This is a genomic window from Micromonospora sp. IBHARD003 (assembly GCF_056106285.1).
In genome coordinates, this window is record NZ_JBWBBX010000001.1 from 5,756,463 (window position 1) to 5,780,677 (window position 24,215).

Sequence of the window (24,215 nt, forward strand, 5' to 3'; positions counted from 1 at the left end):
CACTCACGCGGACGGCTCCTTGTCCTTGTCCATGGGCAGCAGCGCCCTTACCCGCCAGACCTTCGCCGGGCCCTCGACAGGCCCGGTCACCTGCCCCGCCTCGAACTCCCCGCCCAGCAGTGCCACCCGCTCGCGCATCCCCACGAGACCGGCGCCGGAGCCGGGTGCGCGGGGCCCCGGACGGCTGCCGAAGGGGCTGGTCACCGTCACCGTCAGAGCGTCCCCCGGCGCTCCGGCCAGTCGCACCGTGACCTCGCCCGCGTCGGCGTGCTTCAGCGCATTGGTCAGCGACTCCTGCACGATCCGGTACGCCGCGAGCTCCACCGGCGCGGGCAGCGCCTCGCTCCCGTCCCGCTCGTCGTACAGCGTGAACCGCAGTCCGTTCCCCTCGCCGTTCTTCCCCGCCTGGGCGATGAGCGTGTCCACGGCGTCGAGCGTGGGAGCGGCGGCGGGTTCCTCGTCGCCGCCGCTGTCGCGCAGCAGGCCGATCAGCCGGCGCATCTCGGAGAGGCCGGCCACGCTGTTCTCACGGATGACGGTGAGGGCCTGCCTGGTGGTCTCCGGCCTGTCCAGGGAGAGCGCAGCGGTGGAGTGGATGGCGATCGCCGAGAGATGGTTGGCGACCATGTCGTGCAACTCGCGCGCCATACGGGCCCGCTCGGCGATCACCGCCTGCGTACGGTCCATCTCGGCGAGCAGTGCGGTCTGCTCGGCGCGCAGCCGGGCGGCGTCGGCCGCCTCACGGTGGTTGCGGACCAGGGCGCCGGTGGCGGCGGGCCCGAACGACACCAGACCGATGACCAGCCCGAGCAGCAGGGCGTACGGCTCCCGGTACCAGGCGAGCAGCCCGATGGTCGACGCGACCGTCACCAGCGCGGTCGAGTAGGGCAGTCGCCTGGCCATCTCGGGAGTGCCGTAGACGACGGCCGCGTACACGAGGTCCGTGTACATCAGCAGGGTCACCAGGTTGCCGGGCGTGAGCAGTTCCAGCACCAGTGCGAGCGTGCCCACCACGAGCGCCGTACGCGGCCTGGTCCGGCGCAGCAGCTCCATGGCGGCCATGACCACGAGCGGGACCAGTGAGATCCAGGATGCGTTGAGTGGGCGGACGCCGGTGGAGTTGCGCAGCCCGAATGCCCACAGCAGCAGTCCGCCCGCGAGGCCGGTGACGGCGATCAGGACGTCATCGCGATGGGGTCGGGGGAGTGCGGGCAGGGACATGGACCAATCTCAGCACGTAGGGCGCGGGGTGCGCGCAGGCCGCGTCGTCGACGCCGGAATCATGCTCTCCAGCTTAGGAACGCGCCGGGACCGCATCCTCCGCCCGGCGGACGAAGACCGCGGCCGCTGCGGTACATCGAACGGTGCAGTGAGGGTTCCTTCACGGCGCCGACGTGACGGGCGGCCCCGGCCCCGACGATGGAAAGGAGCCGAGGAAAGGAAGCACCACCGTGGTCGTCACGCTGATCGTGATCTGTGAGATCGGATTCTGGGTACTGCTGGCAGCGGGACTGTCAGCGCGCTATCTGCTGAAGATGCCGAACACCGGTCTCGCGATCCTCCTGTGCGAGCCGGTCCTGGAACTCGTGCTCTTCGTCGTCGCCGCACTCGACCTCAAGAACGGCGCCGATCCCAGCCTGAAGCACGGTCTGGCCGCGCTCTACATCGGCTACACCGTCGGCCATGGTCACCGCACGATCAAGTGGCTCGACGGGCACGCGGCACACCGCTTCGCCGGAGGCCCGCCGCCGGTGAAGCCGCCCCGCGACGGGATGGCGCGAGCCCGGCACGAGGGCCGGGTGTGGCTGGGCACGCTCACCGCCGCCGCCATCGCCACCGTTCTGCTGCTCCTCGCCATCTGGTACGTGGGCGACACGGCCAGGACCGGCTCCCTGCAGCAGTGCATATACGCTGCCTGGCGGGCGGCGGGCATCCACGGTCTGGTCGCTCTCAGTTACGCGCTCTGGCCGAAGAAGTCCGCGGACACGGAGAAGAAGTCCGCGGACACGGAGCAGGCCGGGCGGGAGCCCGCCCGGGACACCGTGAAGCCGTAAGGTCCTCCTGCTAGCGCTCTCCGCCCGGGACCCAGAGGATGTCGCCGACCGCCTTGTTCGCCGTACGGGCGAGGATGAACAGCAGATCCGACAGCCGGTTGAGATAGGTCGCCGTGAGCACGTTCATCGTCTCCCCGTGGACTTCCATCGCCGCCCAGGTCGAACGCTCGGCCCGGCGCACCACGGTGCACGCCTGGTGCAGCAGCGCCGCGCCGGCCGTGCCCCCCGGCAGGATGAACGAGCGCAGCTTCTCCAGGTCGGCCAGGAAGCGGTCGCAGTCCGCCTCCAGCTTGTCGATGTACGTCTGCTCCACGCGCAGCGGCGGGTACTCGGGGTTCTCCACGACCGGCGTGGACAGGTCGGCGCCGACGTCGAAGAGGTCGTTCTGGACCCGGACGAGGACCTTCACGAGGTCCTCCGGCAGCTGCCCGAGCGCGATCGCCGTGCCGATGACCGCGTTTGCCTCGTTGGCATCGGCGTACGCCGCGATCCGCAGATCGGTCTTGGCGGTGCGGCTCATGTCACCGAGTGCCGTCGTGCCCTTGTCGCCGGTGCGGGTGTAGATGCGCGTCAGATTGACCATGGGGCCAGACTAACGAGATCTCCGGCCGGCGCGGCGGGTCTCCCGGGGCGGGCCTGTGAACAGCAGCCTTCTGAATGTGGGGGGGCTCGCCCTGCCCCACCCCCGTGGAGGCGGGGCGAGCCCGGTCAGTGGAGCCGTACGCCGCTGGAAGGCGACGGCTCGGCGGTGCTCGCCGGTCGGTCCGGCGTACTCGTCACCAGGTGACGGGCAGCCGTTGCAGGCCGCGTTTGTGGAACGAGCGGACCCATCGCAGTCCGCCGACGGGTACGGCGAGCGTGAGGGTGGGGAATCGCCGCAGCATCCGGGACAGTGCGATCTCCCCTTCCAGCCGGGCCAGCGGCGCGCCGAGGCAGTAGTGGATGCCGTGGCCGAAGCCGAGGTGCGCCGGAGTGCGCGCGGGGTCGAAGGCGTCGGGCTCCGTGAACCGGGCGCCGTCCCGGTTGGCCGAGACCAGGGACACCCAGACCCGTGCGCCGGCCGGGATGGCGACGCCCCCGATCGTCAGTTCCTCGAGGGCGAACCGGCGGACACCGAGGGTGAACGGAGACTCCCAGCGCAGGGTTTCCTCGATCACGTCACGCACGGGTGTGGTGCCGTCGAGCACGGCCTGCCGGTGCCGTGGGTGGAGGAGGAGCGCCAGCGCCGCGTTGCCTATCAGGTTCACCGCGTTGTCGTAGCCCGCGAAGAGGATCAGGAACGCCATCGCGAGCAACTCCCGCTCGCTGAGACCGCCGTCCACGTCCCTCGCCTCGATCATCGCCGAGAGAAGGTCGTCGGTCGGCTCGGCCCGCTTCGCGGCGATGACACCGGTCAGGAACGCGTGCATCTGCCCCATGGCCGCCCGGGACTCCCGCGCGGCATCCGGCGCTGGTGCCAGCAGCGTGTTCGTCCACGTCCTGAAGTCCCGGCGGGCGGCGGGCGGGACGCCGAGCAGCTCGCAGACGACCATCATGGGGAGCGGATTCGCCAGGGCGTCCATCACGTCGACCGGCGGTCCGGTGAAGGCGTCCAGCAGGTCGTCGGTGTGCTCCTCGATACGGTCCCGGAGTCCGTCGAGCCTGCGCGGGGTGAACGCCTTCGCCACGAGCCGGCGCAGCCGTGTGTGGTCGGGCGGGTCCGTGTTGAGCAGGTGGGCGTCCAGCTCGGGCGGCATCGAGGACCGGTAGCGGCCCTCCGTCCGGGCGTTCGCCTTGTCCACCGACAGGCGAGGGTCGTTCAGGGCCTCGCGTACGTCCTGGAAGCGGGTGACCACCCAGACGGGGGCACCGTCCGGTGTGCTCGTCCGGTGCACGGGCCCGGCCTGTCTGAGGCGGGCGTATCCGTGGTGGGGTTCCGCCATGAGGGCGTCGTCGAAGAGACCCGGGGGAGCCGCGGTGGGGTTCATGCCTGTGCCACCCCCGAGGCGAACGCGTCAGCGACCCGGATCAGCCACGCGCGCTCGCCGGACATGTCGCCGGCTGCCGGGTCGTGCGGGACGGAGGCGGCGTGCTGAGCGGTCGCACCGTTCTCCACGGCCCGCAGGGCGGCCTTGATCTGTGCGGCTTCCACGACGGCCTCGGTCTGGTCGCCGGAGAGAGCCTGCGCCTCGCTCCGCTCGCGTGCGGCCTGGGCGACGGCCGGGTCGAAGTAGGGACGGAGCGCGAGCTGGCCGTCCCTGATCTCGATGATCTGGCGGCTGACGAGGAAGGCCAGATCCTCGTCCCGGAACGCGCGACGCGGGTCCTGCGGATAGAGGTCGGGGAAGAGGACGACCTCGGGGAAGGCACGCGTCACGTCGGACCACAGGGGATGCAGCTTCCGGTACGCCCGGTACTGCGTCACCCGTTCCCGCAGGTTGTCCAGGCCGACGCCCCACGCGGGCATGGTGAATCCGACGGCGAACAGCCAGGCCGCGACGCTCGCGCACATCGGCGCCACGTTCACGCTCACGAAGTGCAGCGGGGAGGTGCCCACCAGATCCCAGGTCAGAGAGGCGACCTTCGGAACGCCGTAGCCGAGGCCGAACAGCGCGCCGGTCATGACGACCTTCAGCCCCCGGCGCAGCCAGGGGCGGTCGACGGCCTGGGCGTAGCGGCGGCACATCCAGGCGAGACCGCTCATGCCGACGACGAACAGCACCGCGTAGATCAGCAGGAACTGGGTGATGTACGGCGCTTCGGCGTAGTGGACGTCGAAGTCGACATGGTGCTCGCCGTCGCTGACGTCGCCCAGGCTGAAGAAGGTCACCATGGACGCCACCGAGACGACGGCGTAGGCCACGAGCACCCGGTGCCAGAGCTTGACCCGGTCCTGAGCGGACGACCAGCTCACGAGCAGGGCGAGGAACGACGCCAGACAGACGGCGACCGAGGTGTAGGTGATCAGCGTGGCGATGTTGGTGACACCCAGCAGCCCGTCGATCCGGACGTAGATCCAGGGAGAGGCCACCACGAACGGCGTGGCGAAGGCGGCGATGGCGAGGCACAGCAGCCGCAGTTCGCGGTTGCCGGGATCGCGCAGCAGATCACGCAGCTTGTAGGCGAAGGCGCTCCAGGAGATCACCGCCAGGACGCCGTACACGAGGTTGAAGAGGAGCACCGCGCCGGCCCTACCGGGGGCTTCCGCGCTCGAGTGAGCGCTCGATGTGAGTGACGACGTTCCGCATGCCCGGCGGGAGGTTCGCGGGAGTCCGGTCGTGGGCGGCGCCGATCTGGATCGGAATGAGGGAGGCGACGTACTCCGCCGCTCGCTCCTCCTCGGTCGAGTACTGCGTCCGACCGAGCACACTGCGCACGAGCTCCGGCGAGAGAGCGGGCATCAGGAGTTTGATCACTTCTTCCGGCATCGCGGGTGCGGCCTCGTGCCCGCACACCATGTGTCCGAGTTCATGACGGATGATGTGCTGCTGGTGGGCCTGGGTGGTGAAGCGCTGGTAGGCGATGTAGTCGGCGTCGTCGGTCGCCAGCCACAGACCGCACGGCTTCCCGGGGCCCGTGGGCATGGGCAGTTCGATGAGGGAGATGCGACGTCCGCGGCGCTCTTCCAGACGGTCGCAGAGGGCGTTGACATCGGTCCCTGACGGGAGGTCAAGTGTCTTGACCACGTCGACGCAGTATCGACGGAGTTCGGTGCTGTTCATCCCCTCACCACCCTGGGTGGCCGCCGGCCACCGCCACGTCGCGTACTTCACTGGTCCCTTGGCACCCAAGCGGTTCTCATGACTTGGCGGACGGCGGCGGCCCCTCCGGACGAGAACCGGACCGGGGCCGCATCCTTCCCTGCGCCCCGTCGACCTTGCCCAGGTGCTCCAGCACCGGGACGAGCGCTCCGAGCGCCTCTTCGGTCAGGGAGGCGACCGTACGCAGGGCGACCTGGCGGACACCTGCGTCCTTCAGCGCCCCGAGGAGGTGGAGGTTGCGCCTGACCTCCTCGCCCTCCTCCCCGTCGAAGAAGGACGCCACCGGCACCTGGAAGAACTCGGCGAGCGCCTTGATCAGCTCGTATCCGGGATTGGTGCTCCTGCCCTCGCGGAGATTCCCGATGTAGGTCTTCGACACGTTGACCGCGCGGGCCACTTCGGCGTTGGTGAAGGGGTGACCGCGTTCCGCCGGGAACACCGTCTCGAAGAGGTAATTGAGCCTGTCGGCGAAGGTGTCGCCCGCGCGTGTGGTGGAGCTGTCGGCCCGAGCCGCTTCGGCGTCCGTCATGTCACCCCCTCATTCCGGATCGACTCGCCGGCAGCTGCACTGCCCTCTCGGCCGAAGCCGCAGGTCAGGAGGGTTGCGCTGGGCATGGCGAGGTCAACTCGTTTGCAGCGTAGCAGGATTGACGGTCCATCTCAGTTGACTTTCATCGCGGGTGGCAGTGGTGCGGGGATGGGGGTGCGCACGTTCCTCCCGGTGAGCGGGGCGCTCCGCGTCCTGGACGCGTACAGCCCACTCTGCCAAGGGAGTTGGATAAATGCGGGCGTCAACGGCTAAGCTGATCACCAGGCCCGGATACTGTCACCCCCGTCGGTGTCCGGGCCGTTGAAGCATCGCCACCTCTGAGCGTGCGCCGCACAGGGAAGACCCGGGGAAGACCGAGGGTCAGGGCCCGGCGGCTCGGACTGGTTCCCGATCCCTTCACGGCTCACACGCGCGCAGACGCAATGGCTCACACGCGACGCACGCGCGGGGCCGGTCCCGCGAGCGGGCCCACGCCCCGTCGGGGGCGGAGGCGGTCGCCGGCGGCGGACCGCCGTGGTCGTCCCGTCCCGTGCCCCCCGCGACGAGCACCCGTCCCGCCATGCGCCGACCGCTTTGCCCCCCGGCTCGGGGGAGCGGCAGCCTTCTGCTCGGCGCCGTGAATGTCCGCGACATGGAGCAACTCCTGGTGCGTGAGGTGCGGGAGAACGCCATGCGGCCGATGGAGTGACGCAGTCCGATGTGATGTCCGTCATCTGAGACGTGACGCGCATCTCTTCGCGTCCTCATGGCCCCTCACGGGCGATAACCTCCGCCGGAGAGCCGAAAAATAAAACGTGTGTTAAGGGGTGTGGCAGTGGCCAGGAAGCTCGCCGTCATCGGGGCCGGACTCATGGGGTCCGGAATCGCTCAGGTCTCCGCCCAGGCGGGCTGGGACGTCGTGCTGCGCGATGTCACCGACGAGGCCCTGACCCGTGGCACCGACGGCATCAAGGCCTCGTTCGACCGGTTCGTCTCCAAGGGCAAGCTCGCCGCCGAGGACGCCGAGGCGGCACTGGCGCGCATCACCACGACCACCGACCTCGACGCGGTCTCCGACGTGGACATCGTCGTCGAGGCGGTCTTCGAGAAGCTCGAGGTCAAGCACGAGATCTTCCGGACGCTGGACAAGCTCGTACGGGACGACGCGGTGCTGGCCTCGAACACCTCCGCGATTCCGATCACGAAGATCGCGGCCGTGACGGAGCGCCCGGAGCGTGTCGTCGGCGCCCACTTCTTCTCGCCGGTGCCGATGATGCAGCTCTGTGAGCTCGTCCGCGGCTACAAGACGAGCGACGAGACCCTCGCCACCGCCCGTGAGTTCGCCGAGTCCGTCGGCAAGACCTGCATCGTCGTCAACCGCGACGTCGCCGGTTTCGTCACGACCCGGCTGATCTCGGCACTCATCGTCGAGGCCGCGAAGCTGTACGAGTCGGGCGTCGCGACCGCCGAGGACATCGACATCGCCTGCAAGCTCGGCTTCGGTCACGCCATGGGCCCGCTGGCCACGGCCGACCTCACGGGCGTCGACATCCTGCTGCACGCGACCAGCAACATCTACACCGAGTCCCAGGACGAGAAGTTCGCACCGCCGGAGCAGATGCGCCGGATGGTGGACGCGGGTGACATCGGGCGCAAGAGCGGGCAGGGCTTTTACAGGTACTGACCGACCAACGACCGCACGGTCCTGTGCACCATCACCCCCACGGGTGAATTCGGTATCGGTTCGCTTACAGACGGCAACTTCTCTGCCTGTAGGGCAGTCAGTTGTTGCAAAAGAAATTCGTGGACGGTCGCACGGCGGTCACACGGACAGCGGAACACTGCAGGACAGCACAGAGATCTGACGGACCAACGCACTCTCGGGGAGCGCATATGCACATCAGGGGCGACCATGCCGAGCTGGTCGTCGGGGGCCGCCTCGACGTCCGCAGCGCGGCGGACGCCCGTACGGTCCTGCATGCGGCCGTCGACCGCGGAGTCGGCGACCTGGTGCTCGACCTGAGCGATCTCGACTCGTGGGACGCCACCGGTCTCGGGGTCATCATGGGTGCGCACAGGCGGGCGGGCCGCTGCGGCCGGCGGCTCGTGCTGCGCGGCGTGCCGCCGCAGATGCAGCGTCTCCTCGTCGCCACCCGGCTGCACCGGATCCTGGCCATCGAGGGCGGCATCGCCGCGGAGTCCCTGCCCCGGGTCTGAGGCGTTCGACACCCCGTCACGGGGCCCCGCTCCGCAACCGGGCCGGGCCTCGTGACGGGTACCGGCGGCCCCCCGCCGCACCACGGCGAGGACGCACAATCCTCACGAGACCGTGACCTCCTGGGCGTCCCGGGACCCCGGCTGTTCCTGGATACTGCTCGAAGGTCTAGGGTTCGGTCGCCTGTCGGTGGAAGAACCCCTGCGACAGGCACCGGACCGGAAGCGAGCGGAGCGTGCAGACAGGCCGGGAGGGATATCCGCACGAGACGCCATCTGGGGGGCTTGGACCATGGACCCGATGAACCAGGGGCCGCACGGCCACGACGACGACCGCCCCGACGGCGACCGTCCTGCCGCACAGCGCCCGCCGAGGGACGCGATCGCTCCCGAACTCGCCCAGAAGACACCCGCGCCCGTGCGGACGGTCCAGATCGTCGCCGGCGATCTCCAGCTCACGGTCAACCCCGTCGACGGCAGTGAGATCGAACCCTGCCCGCCCGCGGAGCAGCGCTCGTTCGCCGCCGGCGGCAGCTCGGACGCCGTCCGGCTCGGTGCCACCGCACGCGAGGAGCTGCGGCGCGCGGTACGACCGCCGGTCCCGGCCGGTCCCAGCGCTCCCGACAATCCGCTGCTCGAGCGCGATGAGGTGCACGAGCGGCTGGTGCGCCTGCTGGGCCGCGGCCGCTCGGTCCGGCTCACCGGGCCCGCGGGCTCCGGCCGGAGCACCCTGCTCGACCTCGTCGCCGACGACTGCGCCCGTCTCGCACCCGACGGTGTCGTCCGGCTCTCCGGCTACCGCCGTACGCCCACCGAACTCCTCCACGAACTCTTCGCCGCGGTCCATGACGCGCCGCTCCGGCGGCCCGACCGGGCACAGCTGCTCGAACTGGTCCGCGGCATCGGCGCCGTCGTCGTCCTCGACGACCTCGAGTTCGGCGGCAGCGCGCTGGACGAGCTGCTCGACGCCACACCCGAGTGCGCCTTCCTGCTCGCCGCCACGCCCGACGCGCCCGCGCCTTCGCCCGACTCGCACCTCGAAGAGGTCTTCCTCCAGGGGCTCGGCCGCAGCACGGCGCTGCAGCTGCTGGAGCGCGTGGTGGAACGGCCGCTCACGGACGACGAGGCCAACTGGGCCGGCGACCTCTGGTTCGAGTCCGAGGGCCGGCCGCTGCGGTTCATCCAGGCCGGTGCGCTGCTGCGCCAGCGGGACGCCCTGCGCGTCCCCGACCCGGATCCGGAGGACGACGACGGCGACAACGTCTTCACCGACGGGCACGCCGCCCCGCTGCCGAGCGTGGGCGACGCCGCGGCCCCCGCCCCGCTGCTCGCCTCCCGGCTCAGCGAATCGGCGCGGGAGACGCTGCGGTTCGCCGTCGCGCTCGGCGCGGAGGTACCGCACCAGGCACATCTGCCGGCGCTCGTCGGTGACACCCACGCGGACGCCGCCGTCGGCGAACTGATGAGCTGTGGACTGCTCACCCCCGTCGGCCCGCGCTACCGGCTCGCCTCGGGCGTCGCCGCCCAGCTGGAGGCGGCGGGATACGGCAAGGACGCGGCGCAGCGCGCCCGTACCGCGGCACAGCACTACGCCTGGTGGGCCACTCATCCCTCGGTGAGTCCCGAGCGGGTCGTGGCCGAGGCCGACGCCGTCATCGCGGCGATGATCCTTCTGGTGCAGGAAGGGACAGCGGAGAACGCCGCGGCGGCGGTGCTCACCGCGCGCAGCGCCGCACCCGCCTTCGCGGCCGGACTGCACTGGGGAGCCTGGGAGCGTGCGCTGCGGGCGGGCCAGGAAGCGGCCCGTATCGCAGGCGAAGTCGCCGAAGAGGCGTACTTCCTCCATGAACTCGGTGTCCTCGCCCTGTGCACGGGCAATCCGGACCGGGCACGTGCCGAGCTCGAGGCGTCCATCGCGATGCGCGGCGCCCTCGCCGACAAGAGCGGCACGGTGGCCGGCCGGCGGGCGCTGGCCCTGGTCGCGGACCGTGCCCGGAACGCGGCGGTAGCCGCCGCGGGCCAGGCCGGAGCGCTCATGCCCGGCTCGTCCACACCGGCGGGTGGGGGCGGCCCTGACGTGCGCGACGAGCAGTCGCCGTCCGCAGGGCGGGGAGTCCCGCACTCGCTGCTGCCCGGCGCGACCGTGGTCAGCCGCGCGGACTCCGCGCCGTCCGCAGCCGCGGGCGTGCGCCACACGATCCTGTCCGGTGCCCGCCGCAACATGGTCGCCGCCGGTGCTGGCGCGCTGCTGGTGGCCGTGCTCGGCACGGTCGTGACCCTGGGTGCGACCTCCGACGGCGACCAGCCGGCGAACCGGGTGCGCAACGAGCAGTCGGCGAACGAGGACGACAGCGGTGAGGGCCTGATCGCGGACGAGCCCGCCGACGGCTCGACGCCCCGCCCCGGGGGCACCGACGGGGCCTCGGAGCCTGCGGATCCGGACGCGTCGGAGGCGGCCGGCCCGGGGGAGAGCCGTTCACCCGGCCGTACGTCCTCACCGGGGCGGAAGCCGTCGTCCTCCGGCGGCGGTGGTGGCTCGGGTGCCGGTGGATCGGCCACGAGCGGTCCCACGGGCGGCGGGCACTCGTCGGGCGGCGGCTCGACCCCGTCGACCGGTGGCAGTGGTTCGCCTTCCCCGTCGACGGGTGGCAGTGGTTCGCCCTCGCCGTCGACCGGTGGCAGTGGTTCGCCTTCCCCGTCGACGGGTGGCAGTGGTTCGCCCTCGCCGTCGGCCGGTGGCACGACGACCGGTTCGTCCTCCTCGGGTGGCACGACGGCGAACGGTGCGGCATCCGGCACCCCGGGCGACGGTTCCCGTACGGGTACGGCCTCGTAGTACCTGACGGCCGGCCCCGGTCGGGACGCTCTTCCCACGAGCGACAACAGCCCCTGCAGTCATCCGCCGCCTTCTCGGGCCGGCAGGGACGCAGGGGCTGTTCTTCCTACGGATCCTACGGAACGTCAGAAAAGGCGGAGCTTGTCGTCCTCGATGCCCCGCAGGGCGTCGTAGTCCAGGACCAGGCATCCGATACCCCGGTCGGTGGCGAGGACACGGGCCTGCGGCTTGATCTCCTGGGCCGCGAAGACGCCGCGGACCGGGGCCAGATGGGGATCGCGGTTCAGCAGATCCAGATAGCGCGTCAGCTGCTCGACGCCGTCGATCTCGCCGCGCCGCTTGATCTCGACCGCCACGGTCGCCCCGTCCGCGTCGCGGCACAGGATGTCCACCGGGCCGATCGCCGTCGGGTACTCGCGGCGGATCAGGCTGTAGCCGTCGCCGAGTGTCTCGATGCGATCGGCCAGGAGCTCCTGGAGGTGCGCCTCCACGCCGTCCTTGATGAGGCCCGGGTCCACACCGAGTTCATGGGACGAGTCATGGAGGATCTCCTCCATCGTGATGATCAGTTTCTCGCCCGCTTTGTTGATCACGGTCCAGACGTTCTCCGCCTCGTCGCCGCCTTCCTTCAAGGTGCACGGAGGGGACATCCAGTTCAGTGGTTTGTACGCCCGGTCGTCGGCGTGGATGGAGACACTGCCGTCGGCCTTGATCAGGATCAGCCGGGGCGCTGAGGGCAGATGGGCCGTGAGACGGCCCGCGTAGTCCACGGAACAACGGGCGATGACGAGACGCATGGTCGGCAACGCTACTCGACGTACCGGCCCGCGCGCGATTCTCCCCAGTGATTCCCGTGGTCACCCTGGTACGGGACCTACGGGTCGCCCCTCTTGTCCCCTTACGTTATTGGCCGGTTGTGTTCCCATTCTCCTGGTGCGGACCAGACGGCACCCCTAACGTGGAAGCAGGAGGTCGTCAGTCGTGCACTCTGCGTCGCCATGATCGGCCACGCATGGTCACGTCCGGTCGTCCTCCTTCCCTGCCCGTAAGACCTCGGTCACCCCGGGGTCGCGAGAGGAGAACCCATGTCGCTCGACGTCTCACCGGCGCTGTTGGAACAGGCCGAGCGAGGCGAGGTCGACGAAGCTGCATTCGTCGACTGCGTCCGGACCTCCCTGCCCTATGCATGGGAGATGATCAGCTCTCTGGTGGCTCAGCTGAAGGTGGACGGCGGCGACTTCGCCGACAACCAGACGCCGCCGCCGGACGAGCAGGCACGTGGTCAGCTGTTGCGCGCGCTCGCGAGCGACGCCATCCGGGGGGCCCTGCAGCGGCACTTCGGTGTGCGGCTCGCCTTCCAGAACTGCCACCGCGTCGCGGTGTTCCCGCTGGACCCCTCGGTGGATGAGCGGCATACCCGCTTCACTTCCGTAAGGGCCCAGCTGCTCAATCAGTCGCCTGACCTGCGCGACTGCTGATGCTTGTGGCTGCCGCTCCGCACCACCGGACACATCTCGGGAACCATGGATGCCGGGGCGGCAGCATTCGCCGGAACGACCTGTTGCCCGGCCGGCCCCCGGGCCGCTTTCCGCGTGCGCCGACGGCCGATCGTGCTTTCCCCCCGACGTTTCGGCGGGGGGACCCTCACCTCGTCCCTCGGGCGGGAAGGCGCGCGGTCTCCCTCTGGGTGGCCGCGCGCCCCTTCGACCCGGCGTGGGGAGTGCGGGCCGTACCGGACGTACGGCCCGCACACTCAGACGAGCAACGGCAGCACCTCTGCCCCCAGCCGGCGGACGTTCTCCTCGGTCGCGGCCAGATCGCCGGATCCCTCGACGAGGAGCGCGAAGCGGGTGATACCCGTGCGCTCCGCGGTCGCCGCGAGACGGTCGGCGGCCAGCTTCGGCGTGCCCACGGGGTGCAGTCCGCAGAGCAGCTCGGTGTACGCCACCGGATCACGCATCGAGCGCTGCCGTCCGTCGACCGTGACATGGGCGCCGAGGCCCTTTCTCAGCCACCCCGGCATCGCCTTCATCAGGGTCTCCTCCGCCTCCGCACGCCCGTCGGCGAGCTGCGCGACCCCGGCCGACACATGCCCGGCGCGTGCGACGTACTCCGGCGCATGGCCGGCGGCGCGCGCCAGCCTGCGCCACAGTGCGACCATCTCCGCCTTGTCCTCGTCGCCGCAGTGCATGCCGAGGAGCATCGGCAGTCCGCGCTCGGCCGCCAGCCGGACGCTGGCCGGCGAGGTACAGGCGACGACGACCTCGGGGCCGTCGATGCCACATCCACTGCTGTCCAGCAGCTCGTCCGGCCGGGGCACGACGGGGACCTCACGGAACGCGAACCGCTCCCCGTCGGCGGCCACCCGGGGCTCGCGCAGCCAGCGCAGGAGCAGATCCAGGGACTCCGGGAAGCCCTTCTCGTAGGACGCCAGACCGGCGCCGAACACCTCGAGGTCGACCCAGGGCCCGCCACGGCCCACGCCCAGCGAGAAGCGTCCCCCCGAGGTGAGATGCAGCAGCGCCGCCTGCTCGCCGAGCGCCACCGGATGGACGGTGGGCAGCACCGTCACCGCCGTGCCCACCCGGATCCGCTCGGTGCGGCCGAGCAGCAGCGCGGCCAGGGTCACGGCCGACGGGCACACCCCGTACGGCACGAAGTGGTGTTCGGCGAGCCAGACCGAATCAAGACCGGCCGCCTCGGCGGCCTCCGCCGACCGCACCGCCCGGTGCAGTGCCTCCCCATGTCCCTGGCCCGGAAACTGGGCCGCCAGTACAAAAGCTCCAACGCGCATCGCCTCATGCCTCCTTGCGGCCGACGCGGCATTCCCCCCACACGGGCACTAACGTCTGACACGTGCCAAAGGCACGGCCACGCGCGAAGTTGTTGCGATTTTCCGGTAACTGGCCCCTGTGGGTGCCTGAGCACCGCTCCGTACGGGGCGCCTACCCCTCCCCGTGGACCGTAGGCTGGGGGGACAACCGTCCGGTCTGTCCCATGAGGTGTTACGTGTCTCCGCGCCGCAACCGCCCCCGTGGCGGTGAGAAGCCGACCGACCGCGCAGACCAGGGGGAGGGCGCCCGCTACGGCGGGATTCAGCAGACCGAGAGCTGGCAGGGCGAGGACTGGTGGGTCCGTCATGTCGCCGGGGCGAGCGCGGTCGGCAAGCGCTACCGCTGCCCGGGGTGTGACCAGGAGATCCCGTCGGGGACACCGCATGTGGTGGCCTGGCCGGAGCACGGCGGCGTGGACGACCGGCGCCACTGGCACAAGGCGTGCTGGAACGCGAAGGACCGCCGCACCTCACGGGTGCAGCGGTCCCGTAACGCGCCGCGGTACTGAGCCGGGCGCCCCCACGCCCGTAGGCGCCCGCCCTACGGGCGCGAGGCCCGTCCGGACGCCGGGGACAGGACTGCGGGCCCCGGCCGGGCTCAGGCGTCCCGGTTGTGCAGGCTGGCGTAGGCGCCACCGAGGGCCACGGCGGAGAGCCCGAGCATGATCCAGAGTGCGTCACAGCCTTCGGGCCCCGGGGAGTCGATCTGGCCGAAGAGCGTGACGATCTGGCTCGGGATCGAGTAGACCAGCAGCCATTCCTGCAGGGCCGACAGGCGGTCGGAGACCATGAACATGGCCGCCGCCAGCGGCATGAGCATCGCCCCGATCGTGACCGTGATCGCACCGGCCGAGTGGCGGATGATCGTTCCGATGGCCAGGGCGACCAGTCCGAGCAGCGCGACATAGGCCGCGGCCCCGACGGTCGCGCGCAGCCACTCGGACGTGCTGGGCGGACGGGCGTCGACGAAGCCGCTCAGGATCGCCCCGGCGAGCGTGGTCGCCAGCGTCGTGATGACGAAGACGAGCCCGAAGAACACGATGGCTTTGGCGGTCAGTACGCGCGACCTGCTGGGGCACGCCGTCAGGGTCGTACGGATCATGCCGGTGCCGAACTCGGACGCGACGGTGAGCACGCCCAGGGTGATGACGCAGATCGATCCGAACAGCACACCGAGGAAGCCGAGACTCAGGGAGGGCGGCTGCGATGCCTGCACCGCTTCCGGGACCTCCTCGCTGCCGGCCGGATCGCTGAGGGCACTGATGGCGAGCGCCGCGCCGACGATGAGCAGCACCATGATGCCGAGGGTCCACACGGTGGACCGCACCGACCGGATCTTGGTCCACTCGGAGACGATCGCGTCACCGAGGTGGGCTCTGCGGACCGGGATCGGGGACGCGTAGCCGGCGCCCGGCTGCTGCTCGTGGGGGGCGGGGGCGTTCATCGGGAGTCCTCGGGCTCGTTCGGAGCGGGCTGACCGCCGGCGGGCGCCGCGGACGCGGGCCCGCTGAGGTGCGGGTTCTGTCCGGGCGGCGGTGGGGCGTACCAGCCCTGCGTCGGCACCTCGGGGATCACGGTCTGCTCCGGGGCGGGGTCGTATCCGGGCGGTGGCAGCTCCATCAGCCCGGCCTTGCGGTCGTCCGTCGAGCGGTAGTCCACGGTGTTCTGCGTCATCCGCATGTACGCCTCCTCGAGGGAGGCCTGGTGCGGCGACAGCTCCCACAACCGGACGTCCGCGCCATGAGCGAGGTCACTGATCGCGGGCAGGGGGAGCCCCATCACCCGCAGCGCTCCGTCCCGCTCCGGCATGACCTGTCCACCCGCCTCGGTGAGGGCGGCGGTCAGCTTCTCCCGCTGCTGGGTCTCGCCCTCCGGAGTACGCACCCGGGCGAAGCCGGCCGAGTTGACCGCGATGAAGTCCCTGACGCTCATGTCGGCGAGCAGCCGGCCCCGCCCGATCACGATCAGATGGCCGGCGGTGAGTGCCATCTCGCTCATCAGATGCGAGGAGACGAACACCGTACGTCCCTCGGCCGCCAGCGCCTTCATCAGATTGCGGACCCACAGGATGCCCTCCGGGTCGAGCCCGTTGACGGGCTCGTCGAAGAGCAGCACCTGAGGGTCGCCCAGCAGCGCCGCTGCGATGCCGAGGCGTTGTCCCATGCCCAGCGAGAAGCCGCTGGAGCGCCGCTTGGCGACGTCCTGCAGGCCGACGACCCCGAGCACCTCGTCGACCCGGCGGGCCGGGATCCCGGACAGCTGGGCCAGCGACAGCAGATGGTTCCGGGCGCTCCGCCCGCCGTGCACCGCCTTGGCTTCGAGCAGCGCCCCGACTTGGCGCGGGGCGTTGGGCAACTGCCGGAACGGGTGGCCGCCCACCGTGACCTGGCCGGAAGTCGGCCTGTCCAGGCCGACGATCATGCGCATGGTCGTCGACTTGCCCGAGCCGTTGGGTCCGAGGAATCCGGTCACGGCGCCCGGTCGCACCTGGAAGGACAGGTCGTCAACGGCTGTCTTCGCGCCGTAGCGCTTCGTCAGGCCGATCGCCTCGATCATTCTCCAGCCCCATCGACAGGTCAGGTCGTCGGGGCACGGGCCGTAGCAGGCCGCACGCCCCCGTAAGAGTTAGGAGGATATCCAGCCCTTGACGGTTCCGGCCAAGGCGTGTCGTTCCGTTACCCGTGCCCGACGTGGCCCAATGTGGCCCGACGCGGCAGGGGACGTGGCAGGGGACGTGGACTAAGCGTCGCGTGTCTTGAGCACCGCGTAGCCTCCGAGCAGCGCGGCCACCACCCAGAGCACCATGATGCCCAGGCCGCCCCACGGTCCGTACGGCGCCGGATCGCTGTTCATCGCCTCCGGGACCACCTGCATGATCTTGGAGCCGGCCTGGTCCGGGAAGTACCGGGCGACGTCCTTCGCATGGGGCACGGCCGACAGGATCTGGGACACCAGGAAGAAGAACGGCATCAGGATGCCGAGCGACAGCATCGAACTGCGCAGCATGGTCGCCACGCCCATCGAGAAGATCGCGATCAGTGCCATGTACAGCCCGGCGCCGACGACGGCCCGCAGGACGTTCTCCTCCCCGATCGTCGTGCCGTGGTCGCCGAGCAGCGCCTGCCCGATGAAGAAGCTGAGGAAGCTCGTCGCCATGCCCACCACCAGCGCCAGCACCCCCGCCACGGCGATCTTGCTGAACAGGAAGGCGGCGCGCTGCGGCACGGCCGCGAGCGAGGTGCGGATCATGCCGGAGCTGTACTCGGTGCCGACGACCAGCACACCGAAGACGACCATCGCGAGCTGGCCGAGGACCATCCCGGAGAAGCTGATCAGCGTCGGGTCGAAGGTGATCCGCTCGGCATCGGGCAGATCGTCGAAGGTCGAGGCCATCAGCGCGCACAGCCCGGCGCCCAGGGCGACCGTCACCGCGAACGCGCTCGCCAGGGTCCAGATGGTGGAGGCCACCGTACGGATCTTGGTCCATTCGGACTGGAGGACGGCGGATGCCGCTGCCATGGGTCAGGCTCCCTTGTCGCGCGGGGCCCACTGCGGGGCGCTGGTTCCGGTCGCGGTCGGCTGCGCGTGGTACTCCACCGCGCCCGCCGTCATCCGCATGAACGCTTCCTCCAGCGAGGCACGCTGGGCGCTCAGCTCATGGAGCACGATGCGGTGCTCCGCCGCCAGCTCGCCGATCTTCTCGGTGGTGGCGCCGTCGATCTCCAGCGTCCCGTTGCCCGCCTCGATGGGGGTGAGGCCCTGGTCGTGGAGCACATCGCGCAGCCGCTCCTGCTGGGGGGAGCGCAGCCGCACAAAACTGCGGGAGTTCTGATGGATGAAATCGGCCATCGACATATCGGCCAGGAGCTTGCCCTGGCCGATCACGATCAAGTGTTCCGCGGTGAGGGCCATTTCGCTCATCAGATGGGACGAGACGAAGATCGTCCGCCCCTCGGACGCGAGCAGCTTCATCAGATTGCGGATCCAGTGAATTCCCTCGGGGTCCAGCCCGTTGACCGGCTCGTCGAAGAGTAGTACCCGGGGGTCGCCGAGCAGTGCCGAGGCGATTCCCAGCCGCTGGCCCATACCCAGTGAGAATCCCTTGGACTTCTTCTTGGCGACGGCGGTCAGACCGACCAGGTCGAGGACTTCGGAGACCCGGCTGCTCGGAATCCGGTTCGCCTGGGCGAGGCAGAGCAGATTGTTGTACGCGGTGCGTCCGCCGTGCATCGCCTTGGCGTCGAGCAGCGCACCGATGTACGTGAGCGGTTCCTGAAGGTCCCGGTAGTGCTTGCCGTCGATCCGGACCGTCCCGCTGGTGGGATTGTCCAGATCCAGCATCATGCGCATCGTCGTCGACTTGCCGGCACCGTTGGGCCCCAGGAAGCCGGTGACGACCCCCGGGCGCACCTGGAACGAGAGGTGGTCGACGGCGACCTTGGGGCCGAAGCGCTTCGTGAGACCCTCGAGCTCGATCATGCGTTCACGCTAAAGGTGCGGGATGGCGTGCGCCACCGGATTTGGCTAACGGGGCGCGACGATTCCCCGCCGTGAGAATGGCTGGAAATTACCCCTTGGGGTGGCTGTTGTTCGGTCCGCCGCGGTCATGATCCGAGGTGCGGTCATGATCCGTGGTGCGGCCGTGGTCCGTGGTCCGTGGTGCGGCCGTGATCCACGATGTGAACCGCCCACCACCCACCGCCCCCAGCCCTACCGGCCCACCCGCTCCCGCGGACGCCTGCACGCGAGCGGGACACGAACGCCCGTGCCCGGCACCTCCCAGAGAGGTGCCGGGCACGGGCGGGAGGTGCAGCGGGCGTCAGCGGGTCTGCTGGGCCGGGACGCCGCGGGAGATCGGCTCGTCGTCCGGCGCGCCCGTCGCCGCGACGGCCGCACCGGTCAGCGTGGCCAGCATCTCGCGGACGTTGGTCAGCTGGGCGTTGATGGAGTCACGACGGTTCGTCAGCGCCGCCAGCTCACGCTCCGATTCGCTGCGGATACGGTCGGCCTTCGCGTTCGCGTCCGCCACGATGTCCTCGGCCTGCCGCTGAGCGGTCTCCACCGTCTGACGGGCGCGGCGCTCCGCGTCCGTGCGCAGCTTCTCGGCCTCCAGGCGCAGCTGCTCGGCGCGGTGCTCGATCTCCGCGAGGCGCTTCTCCGCCTTCGCCTGACGCGATGCCAGGTCCCGCTCGGACTGCTCACGGCGCTTGGCGAGGTTCGTCTCGAAGTCCGCGGCGGCCTGGGCGGCCTTCGCACGGGTCTCCTCGAAGAGCGCGTCCGCCTCCTCGCGCTTGGACTGCGCGTCCTTCTGCGCGTCGGAGCGCAGCGAGTTCGCCTCTCCCTGGGCCTTCTCGACGATCCGGACGCCCTCGTCCTCGGCCTTCTGCTTACGCTCGGCGGCGAACGACTCCGCGTCGTTGCGCACCTGCTGGGCGGCCGACTCGGCGAGCTCACGGTGCTGCTCGGCGGCGCGACGGGCCTCCTCGCGCAGGTCCTTCGCCTCCTCCTCGGCGAGCCGGAGGATCTTCTCGACGCGTGCGCCGAGGCCCGCGTACGACGGCTCCGCGTCGTTGACCTGGGCCTGGGCATTCTGCGTCTCGAGATGCAGCTCCTCGATGCGCTTTTCCAGAGAGGTGATCCGTGAGAGAGCGCTGTCACGATCGGCGACGAGTTTGGTAATGCGGTCGTCCACCTGACCGCGGTCGTACCCACGCCGCACGAGCTCGAAGCCGAAGGGGGAGGAAGTGTCGCTCATGGGGTTCCTGTCGAAAGAGACCGGTGAGGTGTTAGAGGGAATCCTAGGCGCCCGAGCGGCGTGTCATCGAGCTGATGCCCGTTTGATATGGAGAATGTCCAGCCTTTTGAGTGGCTAGCTCTCGGAGGACTTGCCACCCGAACGTGTGCCCCCGGCTGACGCACCCGCCTTGACCCCGCCCGCGGCGGAGCCGCTGTTGGAGGAGGACTTGGCTCCGGACGGTGTCTCGAACGACTCCAGTGCCTCGAGCACGTCCTGCACCCGGGTGATCTCGGCCTGGATGTCCTCCCGCCGGCGCACCAGCACATCCAGCTCCCGCTTGCCGTCCGCGATCATGCGGTCGGCCTCCTGATCCGCCTCCGCCTTGACCGCCTCGGCCTCGCGGACGAGCTCGGCCTTCTTCTGCTCCGCCTCCTTGAGCAGCGCCTCGGCCTTCTTGACCGCGGCGATCCGCACCTTGCCGGCCTCCGAATTGGCCTCGGACACCAGCTCCTTGGCCCTCGCCGCGGCCTCGTCCTGCTGCTCGGTCGCCGTCCTGACCAGCTGGTCGGCCCGCTCGCCCGCGGCCTTCAGCTGCTCGGCGGCCTCCCGGCGGGCCCGCTCGTGCAGTTCCTCGACCTCGCCATCGACACGGGTGCGCAGCTCCTCCGCGCGCTCCCGGATCGCGGTCGAGTCCCGGCGGGCGCCCACGAGCAGCTCGTCGGCGTCCGTACGCGCCTTCTCCACCAGCCCGTTGCCCTCGACCCTGGACGCCGCGACCAGCCGCTCGGCCTCCTTGCGGGCGGCACCCACCATGGTGTCGGCCTGCTCCTCGGCCTCGGTGGTGGCGCGCAGCGCCTCCTCCTGGGCCTTGCCCATGAGCTGGTCGGCCTGCTCGGCGGCGTCCGAACGCCGCTTCGCCGCGTCGCTCCGCGCCTCGTCGAGCGTCCGGTCCGCGTCCTCCTGGGCCTTCGTGCGCATCTGCTCGGCCGCGCGTTCGGCGTCCTCGCGCACCCGCTCCGCCTCGGCCCGGATACGGTCCGCGGCCTGCTGGGCCGAGCCCACCGTCTCCGCTGCCTCGGCCCGGATCCGCTCCGCCTCGGTCGTCGCCTCGGTGATCAACTGGTCGGCCTGCTCGGCCGCGTCCGCCCGGCGCTTGTCCGCGGCCTTGCGTGCCTCGTCCAGCACCTGCTCGCCGTCCGCGCGGGCTCCCGCGCGCAGCTCCTCGGCCTGTGCCTCGCTCTCGGCCTTGACCTGCTCCGCCTCGGTGCGCAGCCGTACCGCGTCCTCCTCGGCGAGCGACAGCAGCTCCGCGGCCTCGGTGGTGACCCGGTCGGCCTCGCTCGTGGCCTCGCCCACCAGCCGGTCGGCCTGGGCCGCCGCCTCGGAGCGGATGCGGTTGGCGTCCTCGCGGGCATCGGCCCGGGTCCTCGACGCGTCCTGCTCGGCCGAGGCCAGCGCGTCCGACGCCTCCGTGCGCATCCGCTGGGCGTACTCCGAGGTGTCCGAGCGGAGCCGGTCGCTCTCCGTGATCGCGTCCGCCATGGTGCGCTCGGCGAGCGCCTTCGCGGCCTCCGCCTCCTCGTCGGCGCGGGCCCGGACGCGGGCCGCGTCCTCGCCGGCCCGCTCGCGCTCCGCGTAGGCGTCGGCGCGGACCCGGTCCGCCTCCTCCTGGGCCTCGGTCCGCGTGCGCTCCGCCGCGTGCTCGGCGGCGCTGCGCAGCCCGGAGACCTCCTGCTCGGCCTGCTCCTGGAGTCCGGACACGGAGTCGCGCACCTGCTGGGCGGTCTGCTCGGCGGCCGACACCATCTCGGTGGCCCGCCGGTCCGCGTCCTCGACGAGGTGCTGTGCCTCGGCCTGGGCCTCCTCGACCCGCTTGCGGGCGGCGGCGAGCAATTCCTCGCTCTGCTCGCGGGCCAGCTCGCGCTCCCGGTCCGCCTCCGAACGGGCCGCCGTGAGGATCTCCTCGGCCTCCCTGCGGCGCCGGGACGCCTCCTCCTGCGCGGCGGCCAGCGCTTCGGTGGCCTCCTGGCCGACTCGCTCGGCCGCGGCTGCCGCCTCCGTCCGCATCCGGTCCGCGGTCTCCTGCGCCTCCACCTTCAGCCGCTCCGCCTCGGTGATGGCCTCGGTGCGCAGTCGCACCGCCACGGACTCGCCCTCGGCACGCGACGCGGACGCGTCGGACGCGGCCTCGGTGCGCAGCCGCTCGGCCTCCTGCTCGGCCTGCTCCTGGAGCGTACGGATCCGCTCGGCGGCCTCGCCGCGCAGCCGCTCGGCCTCCGCCTCGGTCTCCCGGCGCAGCCGCTCGGCCTCGGCACGGGCCTCGGACAGTGCCTGCTCGGCGGCCTCGCTGCGGCTCTGCGCCTCCGAGTGCAGCCGTGTGAGGTCCTCGTCGGCCTCCCGGCGGCGGGCGACGGCGGCGCGCGCCGCCTCCTCGCGGACCTCGGCGGCGGACCGCTCGGCGGCCGCCTTGGTCTCGTCCGCCTGTTCCTCGGCCTCGGTACGCAGCCGGTCCGCCTCGGCGCGGGTGCGCTCCAGGGTCTCCTCGGCCTGCCGGCGCAGCGTCGTGGCCCGCTCGATGGCCTCCGTACGGACCCGCTCGCTGTCCGTCGTGGCACTGGACCGCGCCTCGTCCGCGTCGGCCTTCGCCTTCGTCAGCAGCTCCTCGGCGGACCTGGCCGCTTCCTCGATCTGCTGGACGGCCTCACGGCGGGCCTCACTGCGGATGCGCTCGCCCTCGTCGACGGCCTCGGCCCGCAGCTGCTCGGCCTCGCCGCGCAGCCGCCGCGCCTCCTCCTGCAGCTCGACCGTCTTGGCGCGGTACTCCTTGGTGTCGTCCTTCGCGGCGCCCTTGAGTTCCTCGGCCGTGTCATAGGCCTCGGCGCGCAGCCGGTCCGCCTCCGCCTCGGCCTCCCGGCGGATCCGCTCGGCCTCCTCGGTGGCCTTGCGCTTGGTCGCCTTGGCGTCATCGGACGCCTTGTCGAGGACGTCCTCGGCGGTACGCGCGGCCTTCGCGAGCTGCGCGGCCGAGTCCTCGGCCGCGATGGTGCGGGCCTTCTCGGAGGCCTCCCCGACCAGCTTCTGCGCCTCGGCGCGTGCGTCGGCGAGCGCCTGCTCGGCCTCGGCCTTGACGGCCTCGGCCTCCTTGGTGGCCTCCGCGACCAGCCGGGCGACCTCCGACTTGGCCGTACGGGCACGCTGCTCGTTCGACGACTCGGCGCTCGCCAGGGCCTTGGCCGCGGCCTCCTTGGCCTCGGTGACGAGCTTCTCCGACTCGGCGCGCGCCTCGCGGAGCTTCTCCTCCGCCTCCTGCAGCCGCTGCCCGGCGGTCCGGCTCAGCTCGGAGGCCTGCTGGCGGGCCTGGTCGGACTCGGCTGTGGTGGAGGACCGCAGCCGCTCGGCGTGGCTGGTGGCCTCCTGGGCCTGGTTGGAGGCCGCGTTCAGCAGCCGCTCGGCGTCCTTGCGGGCGCGCAGCAGAATCGCCTCGGCCTCGGTACGGGCCGTCTCGGACTGCGAGCCGATGCGCTGCCGGGTCTCCTCGGCGACCCGGGTGGCCTCGGCGCGGGCGGCCGCGAGGTTCTGCTCGGCCTCGGCGCGGGACTCGTCGAGGAGCCGGCGGGCCTGTGTCTCGCTGCGGGCGCGCAGCTGCTCGGCCCAGGCCACGTTCTCGTTGACGTGCGCCTCGACGGTCTGGCGGCGCTCGGCCAGCTCCTGGTCGAGCCGCTGGCGGCGCTGGTTGGCCTCGGCATGCAGCTCGGCCTGGAGCCGTGCCTGGTGCTCGGCGTGCTCCTGGAGGATGCGCTGCGTCTGTGCCCGCGCCTCCCTGAGCTCCCGCTCGGCGTCCGAGCGCAGCTGGTCGGCCTGGATCTGGGCGTTACGGAGGAGCTGCTCGGCCTGGTAGCCCATGTCCGCGCTGTCGTACGCGGGACGGGTCGCCAGCGTACGGCGTGCCTCGTGGAGCTTGACCCGCAGCACCTCGACCTGGTACCCGAGGTCCGCGGCGTGCTGGACGGCCTTCTCCCGCTCCGTCCGCAGCCGCTCCATCTCGGCTTCGAACCGCGAGAGATGGTCGTCGTCAGCTCGGTGGCTCTCCTGGCGTTCGTAGCCCCGCACTGCGCCGTCCCATCCGTCCCCTGGTCGCAACTCTGTACAGACGAGCACCGTTCATGAACGGCCCCCCGGGGAAATGGTGGCAGATCGAACGTCACCCGCGGACAGCGCCGTGGCGCGACTCCGCTTCCGGCCCCGGCCCGGAGTCGCCTACTCTACCGGGCC

General features: G+C 71.1%; 19 protein-coding genes and 1 pseudogene. 6 read left to right on the top strand and 14 right to left on the bottom strand.

Annotation, left to right across the window (positions count from 1 at the left end; all coding sequences use genetic code 11):
- Positions 1–3: 3 nt before the first annotated feature.
- The gene (locus ACTWOL_RS25680) at positions 4–1,221 is read right to left on the bottom strand and encodes a sensor histidine kinase (RefSeq protein ID WP_474299148.1); all 1,218 of its coding nucleotides are present in this window, start codon (positions 1,219–1,221) and stop codon (positions 4–6) included.
- 230 nt (positions 1,222–1,451) lie between these two features.
- Between ACTWOL_RS25680 and ACTWOL_RS25685 the strand changes: the two genes are divergently transcribed.
- Positions 1,452–2,054, top strand: a complete 603-nt coding sequence (locus ACTWOL_RS25685; RefSeq protein ID WP_474299149.1) for a hypothetical protein — start codon at positions 1,452–1,454, stop codon at positions 2,052–2,054.
- 10 nt (positions 2,055–2,064) lie between these two features.
- Here the strand turns inward: ACTWOL_RS25685 and ACTWOL_RS25690 are convergent, their stop codons facing one another.
- The 5 genes from ACTWOL_RS25690 to ACTWOL_RS25710 form a co-directional block, all read right to left on the bottom strand.
- Complete coding sequence (locus tag ACTWOL_RS25690; RefSeq protein WP_474299150.1) at positions 2,065–2,637, bottom strand: cob(I)yrinic acid a,c-diamide adenosyltransferase; 573 nt, start codon at positions 2,635–2,637, stop codon at positions 2,065–2,067.
- A 193-nt stretch (positions 2,638–2,830) separates the two neighbouring features.
- Positions 2,831–4,021, bottom strand: a complete 1,191-nt coding sequence (locus tag ACTWOL_RS25695) for a cytochrome P450 family protein (RefSeq protein WP_474299151.1) — start codon at positions 4,019–4,021, stop codon at positions 2,831–2,833.
- On the bottom strand, positions 4,018–5,214 hold the full coding sequence (locus ACTWOL_RS25700) for an MAB_1171c family putative transporter (RefSeq protein WP_474299152.1): 1,197 nt from the start codon (positions 5,212–5,214) through the stop codon (positions 4,018–4,020). The genes ACTWOL_RS25695 and ACTWOL_RS25700 overlap by 4 nt, the downstream gene beginning before the upstream one ends.
- 10 nt (positions 5,215–5,224) lie before the next feature.
- Positions 5,225–5,755: a hypothetical protein gene (locus tag ACTWOL_RS25705; protein ID WP_474299153.1), complete on the bottom strand. Its 531-nt coding sequence runs from the start codon at positions 5,753–5,755 to the stop codon at positions 5,225–5,227.
- A 76-nt stretch (positions 5,756–5,831) separates the two neighbouring features.
- Positions 5,832–6,323, bottom strand: coding sequence for a helix-turn-helix domain-containing protein (locus ACTWOL_RS25710; RefSeq protein ID WP_474299154.1), 492 nt, complete (start codon positions 6,321–6,323; stop codon positions 5,832–5,834).
- Positions 6,324–7,158: 835 nt separating this feature from the next.
- On the opposite strand from ACTWOL_RS25710, the gene ACTWOL_RS25715 reads away from it, so the two are divergent.
- The 3 genes from ACTWOL_RS25715 (at position 7,159) to ACTWOL_RS25725 (ending at position 11,373) form a co-directional block, all read left to right on the top strand.
- Positions 7,159–8,007, top strand: coding sequence for a 3-hydroxyacyl-CoA dehydrogenase family protein (locus tag ACTWOL_RS25715; RefSeq protein ID WP_474299155.1), 849 nt, complete (start codon positions 7,159–7,161; stop codon positions 8,005–8,007).
- A gap of 209 nt (positions 8,008–8,216) precedes the next feature.
- Positions 8,217–8,540, top strand: coding sequence for an STAS domain-containing protein (locus ACTWOL_RS25720; protein ID WP_338673002.1), 324 nt, complete (start codon positions 8,217–8,219; stop codon positions 8,538–8,540).
- 298 nt (positions 8,541–8,838) lie between these two features.
- Complete coding sequence (locus tag ACTWOL_RS25725; protein WP_474299156.1) at positions 8,839–11,373, top strand: ATP-binding protein; 2,535 nt, start codon at positions 8,839–8,841, stop codon at positions 11,371–11,373.
- Positions 11,374–11,498: 125 nt separating this feature from the next.
- Here the strand turns inward: ACTWOL_RS25725 and nucS are convergent, their stop codons facing one another.
- Complete coding sequence (nucS, locus tag ACTWOL_RS25730; protein ID WP_474299157.1) at positions 11,499–12,170, bottom strand: endonuclease NucS; 672 nt, start codon at positions 12,168–12,170, stop codon at positions 11,499–11,501.
- 288 nt (positions 12,171–12,458) lie between these two features.
- Here nucS and ACTWOL_RS25735 point away from each other — a divergent pair, with 288 nt between their 5' ends.
- Complete coding sequence (locus ACTWOL_RS25735) at positions 12,459–12,851, top strand: SCO5389 family protein (protein WP_474299158.1); 393 nt, start codon at positions 12,459–12,461, stop codon at positions 12,849–12,851.
- Between the two features lie 275 nt (positions 12,852–13,126).
- Here ACTWOL_RS25735 and ACTWOL_RS25740 read toward each other — a convergent pair whose 3' ends face one another.
- Positions 13,127–14,167, bottom strand: coding sequence for an LLM class flavin-dependent oxidoreductase (locus ACTWOL_RS25740; RefSeq protein WP_474299159.1), 1,041 nt, complete (start codon positions 14,165–14,167; stop codon positions 13,127–13,129).
- A gap of 215 nt (positions 14,168–14,382) precedes the next feature.
- Here ACTWOL_RS25740 and ACTWOL_RS25745 point away from each other — a divergent pair, with 215 nt between their 5' ends.
- The gene (locus ACTWOL_RS25745; protein ID WP_474299160.1) at positions 14,383–14,715 is read left to right on the top strand and encodes a hypothetical protein; all 333 of its coding nucleotides are present in this window, start codon (positions 14,383–14,385) and stop codon (positions 14,713–14,715) included.
- A gap of 89 nt (positions 14,716–14,804) precedes the next feature.
- Here the strand turns inward: ACTWOL_RS25745 and ACTWOL_RS25750 are convergent, their stop codons facing one another.
- The 6 genes and pseudogenes from ACTWOL_RS25750 to scy form a co-directional block, all read right to left on the bottom strand.
- Positions 14,805–15,650, bottom strand: a complete 846-nt coding sequence (locus tag ACTWOL_RS25750; RefSeq protein WP_474299161.1) for an ABC transporter permease — start codon at positions 15,648–15,650, stop codon at positions 14,805–14,807.
- Between the two features lie 197 nt (positions 15,651–15,847).
- Positions 15,848–16,762: pseudogene (locus ACTWOL_RS25755) on the bottom strand (ABC transporter ATP-binding protein); the annotation flags it as partial.
- A 183-nt stretch (positions 16,763–16,945) separates the two neighbouring features.
- Positions 16,946–17,725 carry an ABC transporter permease gene (locus tag ACTWOL_RS25760; protein WP_474299162.1) on the bottom strand — a complete coding sequence of 260 codons (780 nt, stop codon included), beginning with the start codon at positions 17,723–17,725 and terminating at the stop codon, positions 16,946–16,948.
- A 3-nt stretch (positions 17,726–17,728) separates the two neighbouring features.
- A complete protein-coding gene (locus tag ACTWOL_RS25765) occupies positions 17,729–18,685 on the bottom strand; it encodes an ABC transporter ATP-binding protein (protein ID WP_474299163.1) in 957 nt (318 codons plus the stop codon).
- Between the two features lie 340 nt (positions 18,686–19,025).
- Positions 19,026–19,961 carry a hypothetical protein gene (locus ACTWOL_RS25770; RefSeq protein ID WP_474299164.1) on the bottom strand — a complete coding sequence of 312 codons (936 nt, stop codon included), beginning with the start codon at positions 19,959–19,961 and terminating at the stop codon, positions 19,026–19,028.
- A 114-nt stretch (positions 19,962–20,075) separates the two neighbouring features.
- Positions 20,076–24,053 (bottom strand): polarized growth protein Scy, encoded by a 3,978-nt coding sequence (gene scy / locus ACTWOL_RS25775; RefSeq protein WP_474299165.1) that lies wholly within the window; start codon positions 24,051–24,053, stop codon positions 20,076–20,078.
- Positions 24,054–24,215 lie beyond the last annotated feature (162 nt).